Consider the following 4,332-nt stretch of genomic DNA (forward strand, 5'->3'; position numbering starts at 1 on the left):
CCCTGCTCTCGCTGCTCCAGACGAGACGTGAGTGGTCCGGCCAGGAGCTCGCCGACCGGCTCGAGATCACCACGCGCACCGTGCGACGCGACGTCGACAAGCTGCGTGAGCTCGGCTATCCGGTCGACGCGACCGTCGGCATCGGCGGGGGGTATCGGCTCGGCGCGGGTGCGGAGATGCCGCCGCTGCTCCTCGACGACCAGGAGGTGCTGGCCGTGGCCCTCGGGCTCGACGCGGTCACGACCGGGCCGGTGGCCGACATGGCCGAGGCCTCGGCCGGTGCGCTGACCAAGTTGCGCCAGGTCATGCCCTCGCGTCTGCGCCACCGGCTGGATTCGTTGTCACTGGAAGCCGTGCCCCGCACGCGAGGCCAGGTGACGGTGTCGGCCGATGTTCTCACCGACATCGCCGCGACCTGCCATCGCCACGAACGGCTCCGCTTCGACTACCGGCGTGGTGACGGCACCGAGTCGCGGCGCGAGGTCGAACCCTACCGGTTGGTGCGCAACGGAATGCGTTGGTATCTCATCGCTTTCGACCTCGGCCGCGACGATTGGCGCTCGTTCCGGGTGGACCGGATGGTACCCAAGATCCCGACCGGCCCCCGGTTCACCCCGCGTGAGCTCCCCGAAGGAGCGGCGTCGAGGTTCCTCGAACGCAGCCTGGGCGCGGTGTATCGCAAATCCTCGGCGCGCGTGCGTATCCACGCCCCGGTGGAGACGATCGGTCCGATGGTCTCCGATGCGTGGGGCACCCTGGAGTCCGGCGATGAGCAGACCTGCGAACTGACCCTGTACTCCACGTCGCTCACCTCGATTGCCCGGTGGCTGCACGCCTTCGACGCCGACTTCACGGTGCTCTCCCCGGACGCATTGCGAGACGAACTGGCCGGCGTCGCCGAGCACCACGAACGGGTGGCCGCCCGCTATCGGCGAGCGTGCGACGCAGCGCCGTGATCTTTTCGTGACCGTGCGGGCGAGAGCTGTCTCGACTCCGCCACGACCCCGCCGCGTCCCTGGGCGGCAGCGGATCCGGTACCTACCGTGGTGCTCATGAGGCTTTTCGTGACTGGTGCCAGCGGATATGTCGGCTCGCGGTTGGTGTGCTCGCTGCTCGCCGCCGGACATGAGGTGGTTGTGTCCTCCCGGAATGTGGACCGCTTGACCGACTTCAGCTGGTTCGACGCGGTGACCGCGGTGTCGATGGATGTCGACGACCCCGAATCGGTCAAGCAGGCCCTTGCCGCCGCCGGGCCACTGGATGCGCTCTACTACCTGGTTCACGGGATCGGTCAGTCGGGGTTCGCCGACGCCGACCGCAACGCTGCCGCGAACCTCGCGTCGGGCGCGCGTGACGCCGATGTCACACGCATCATCTATCTGGGTGGCTTCGTCCCCGATGACGAGGACCTGTCGGATCATCTGCGCAGCCGAGCCGACGCCGGCGAGGCCCTACGACTGCCCGACGGGCCGGAGCTGGTGTGGCTGCGCGCAGCGGTGATCCTCGGCGCCGGGTCGACGTCGTTCGAGATCATCCGCTACGTCGGCGACCGCCTCGCGGTCATCCCGGAGCCGTCGTGGACGCGAAACCCCATGGACCCCATCTCGATTCGCGACGTATTGCACTACCTCACCGCCGCCTGCGAGCCCGAGCTACCCGCCGGCGACTACGACATCGCCGGACCCGACGTCTGTCGGTACCGCTCGGTCCTCGAGGCCTATCTCGACGCGATCCGCATGCCGAAGGTGCGGGTGTGGGTGCCATTCGTCGGGACGCGTCTTGCCGGCAAGGTCGCCGGGCTCCTCGTCCCCATCCCGTCTGCGCTCACCGAAGAGCTCATCACCTCCCTCGATCATCCGATGCGCGCCGACGAACACCGCATCCGGGAGCTGGTACCGCCACCTGCCGGCGGGTTGACGCCGATGCGCGACGCGGTCGCCGCAGCAGTGGCCTCACCGGCGCCCCGGTCGGTCTGTGCGCTCGACGACCCGCACCATCTGGCCTCGACCGATCCGGCCTGGGCCGGAGGCGATTGGCCTCGCGTACGACGCCGGATCAGCGGCACTGTCCGCGGTGCGTTCGGGACGGCGGGTCGACTCGGCCGGGCATTGCTGCCAGTCTGACGACGTGGACTCACCAACCCAGAGCCCTGTCCGACACCGCGGCGCGATCGCCGAGCTGATCGACGAACTGCGCACCGACCGCAACGGGCACCTGCCCACGCGGCAGGCGCGCCGGCGATGGATCGTCGGCGTGACGCTGGTGGTCGGCGCGGTCCTTCTCGGCTTCTCGTTGTCGGCGACCCCGGGTGACAGCAGGTTCTATCCGCTGACCGTCGCGCTCGGCGTCGTCTGGGTCGTCGGTGGTTTCCTCGCCGGCCCGATCCCGGCCGGGGCGTTCCCCGCGATCGGTCGACATTCGCCGGAGGGCGCACCCACCTACCCGCGGCGCAACGCGGTGCTGCTCGGCGTGTCGGTCGGCCTATTGGTCGGCGCCTGCTTTGTCGTCGGCGCTTTCGGCCCCCGCCTGATCCCCCCGCTCAACGATCTGATCGGTCGTGTGCTGGCCTACGCCGATTCCGGCAGCCTCGTCGCGATCGCGGCGATCACCCTCGGCAACGGCGTCGCCGAAGAACTGTTCTTCCGCGGGGCGGTGTACACCGCCGCCCGCCCGTGGCACCCACTGGTGGTGTCGACGGCCATCTACGTCGTCGTCACGATGGCCAGCGGCAATGTGATGCTCGGCTTCGCCGGGGTGATCCTCGGCGCGGTGTGCGCGGTGCTGCGACGCGCGACCGGTGGCGTGCTCGCACCGCTGTGCACCCATGTGGTGTGGTCGGTGATCGTGCTGTTCGCACTGCCGCCCATCGTCGGGGTGTGAGCCAGGTTTCGGCGAACCCGAACCGGTTTGGGCGAAGGCCACCTCAGCCGCTACATTCGTGAGTTGGTACGGCACCTCGGCCGTGGCCACGCGCGTATAGCTCAGCGGTAGAGCTCTGGTCTTACACACCAGTGGTCAGGGGTTCGAATCCCTTTGCGCGCACCGTAGGATCAGGGCAGGTCGTGACTGGCGCTGGGGTGGAGTACCACCGGGGAGCGGCCTCCGGAGTGTGTGTCGTGCGCCTGGGCATTGACGAGGCTCAGGAGTGTTCATGTCGAAGGCACAGCTGTTGTCAGGTGTCGATCTGGCAGCAACCATCAATGCCGATACCGCGTCACGGGCGGCTCGCGTGACGGACGTGTCCGGACTGCCGCCCACGCTGGCTACTGTGCTGGTCGGCGACGATCCCGCGTCAGCGACGTATGTGTCGATGAAGCAGCGACGATGTCAGCAATTCGGGCTGGGCGCAGTGCACGTGGGATTGCCGGCCTCGATTGGCACCGCAGAAATCGTCGAGCGCGTCGAGGAACTGTCGAACAACACTGGTGTCGACGGCATCTTGGTGCAGCATCCCATGGGCGAGTATGTCGATGAGCGCGCGGTGTTCGATGCGATTACCGCGACCAAGGACGTCGACGGGGTGAGCTCGACATCGTTTGCGGCGATGGCGTTGGGCCAACCTGGTTTTCAGTCGTGCACTCCAGGTGGGGTGGTGCGCCTGCTCGAGCATCACGGGGTGGTGGTCGCCGGTGCCGACGTGGTCGTCGTCGGGCGCAGCGCCATCCTCGGAAAACCGTTGGCTGCGTTGTTGTCCGCGCGCGATGCCACGGTGACGTTGTGTCACTCCCGCACCCGCAACCTGGCCGCTCACCTGTCCCGGGCCGACATCGTGATCGCTGCTGTGGGCCGGCCCCGGTTCATCAACGGCACACATCTCAAGGACGGAGCGGTCGTGGTCGACGCGGGCTATCACCCCGGCGGGGTTGGTGATGTCGACTTCGCGTCCGCCGCGCGGGTAGCGGCAGCGATCACTCCGGTCCCCGGTGGGGTCGGCCCGATGACCATCGCGATGCTGCTCTCACAGACTGTTGACGCCGCCGAAACCAGGGTGCAGCAGGCCGGCCCTGCGACAGGCTAGTCCACCACCTTCAGAATCCGGCTCGACCACGCGCGGCCGAGGTCAGCGGACCCGCCAGCCAGCGGTCGACCTCGGATTGGGATCGCAGTCGGACGATAGGTGTGGTGCCGGTGTCGAAAGCTCCTGGCGAGAGCAGGAGTGCCCGGTACTTATGTCTCGTCGATACCGACCAACGAATGACGTTCTCGCGGTGAGTGAACAGAGTGCGCAATGGTGGCTCAACGTTTCCGTTCCACAGAACCTCACGCCGTAGACGTCGACACAAAGTCCTGCGGACCACACGCGGGAACGTGGTGCACCAGAATGGCAGGGGC

General features: G+C 67.8%; 4 protein-coding genes, 1 tRNA gene and 1 riboswitch. All 5 genes read left to right on the forward strand.

Annotated features, from left to right (window positions below; genetic code table 11):
- Positions 1-2: 2 nt before the first annotated feature.
- The 5 genes from B1964_RS13850 to B1964_RS13870 all read left to right on the forward strand — a co-directional run bounded on the left by B1964_RS13850 (position 3) and on the right by B1964_RS13870 (position 4,018).
- Positions 3-956, forward strand: a complete 954-nt coding sequence (locus tag B1964_RS13850) for a YafY family protein (protein WP_079930171.1) — start codon at positions 3-5, stop codon at positions 954-956.
- A 96-nt stretch (positions 957-1,052) separates the two neighbouring features.
- On the forward strand, positions 1,053-2,123 hold the full coding sequence (locus B1964_RS13855; RefSeq protein ID WP_026920038.1) for an NAD(P)H-binding protein: 1,071 nt from the start codon (positions 1,053-1,055) through the stop codon (positions 2,121-2,123).
- A gap of 4 nt (positions 2,124-2,127) precedes the next feature.
- Positions 2,128-2,880, forward strand: a complete 753-nt coding sequence (locus tag B1964_RS13860; protein WP_079930174.1) for a type II CAAX endopeptidase family protein — start codon at positions 2,128-2,130, stop codon at positions 2,878-2,880.
- A 90-nt stretch (positions 2,881-2,970) separates the two neighbouring features.
- A tRNA-Val gene (locus tag B1964_RS13865) sits at positions 2,971-3,042 on the forward strand.
- A 10-nt stretch (positions 3,043-3,052) separates the two neighbouring features.
- Positions 3,053-3,135: riboswitch (ZMP/ZTP riboswitch) on the forward strand.
- Positions 3,136-3,151: 16 nt separating this feature from the next.
- The gene (locus B1964_RS13870) at positions 3,152-4,018 is read left to right on the forward strand and encodes a tetrahydrofolate dehydrogenase/cyclohydrolase catalytic domain-containing protein (RefSeq protein ID WP_172398838.1); all 867 of its coding nucleotides are present in this window, start codon (positions 3,152-3,154) and stop codon (positions 4,016-4,018) included.
- The last annotated feature ends 314 nt before the right edge of the window (positions 4,019-4,332 follow it).

Source organism: Gordonia sp. i37 (assembly GCF_002043085.1).
In the GTDB taxonomy this organism is placed as follows: domain Bacteria; phylum Actinomycetota; class Actinomycetes; order Mycobacteriales; family Mycobacteriaceae; genus Gordonia; species Gordonia polyisoprenivorans.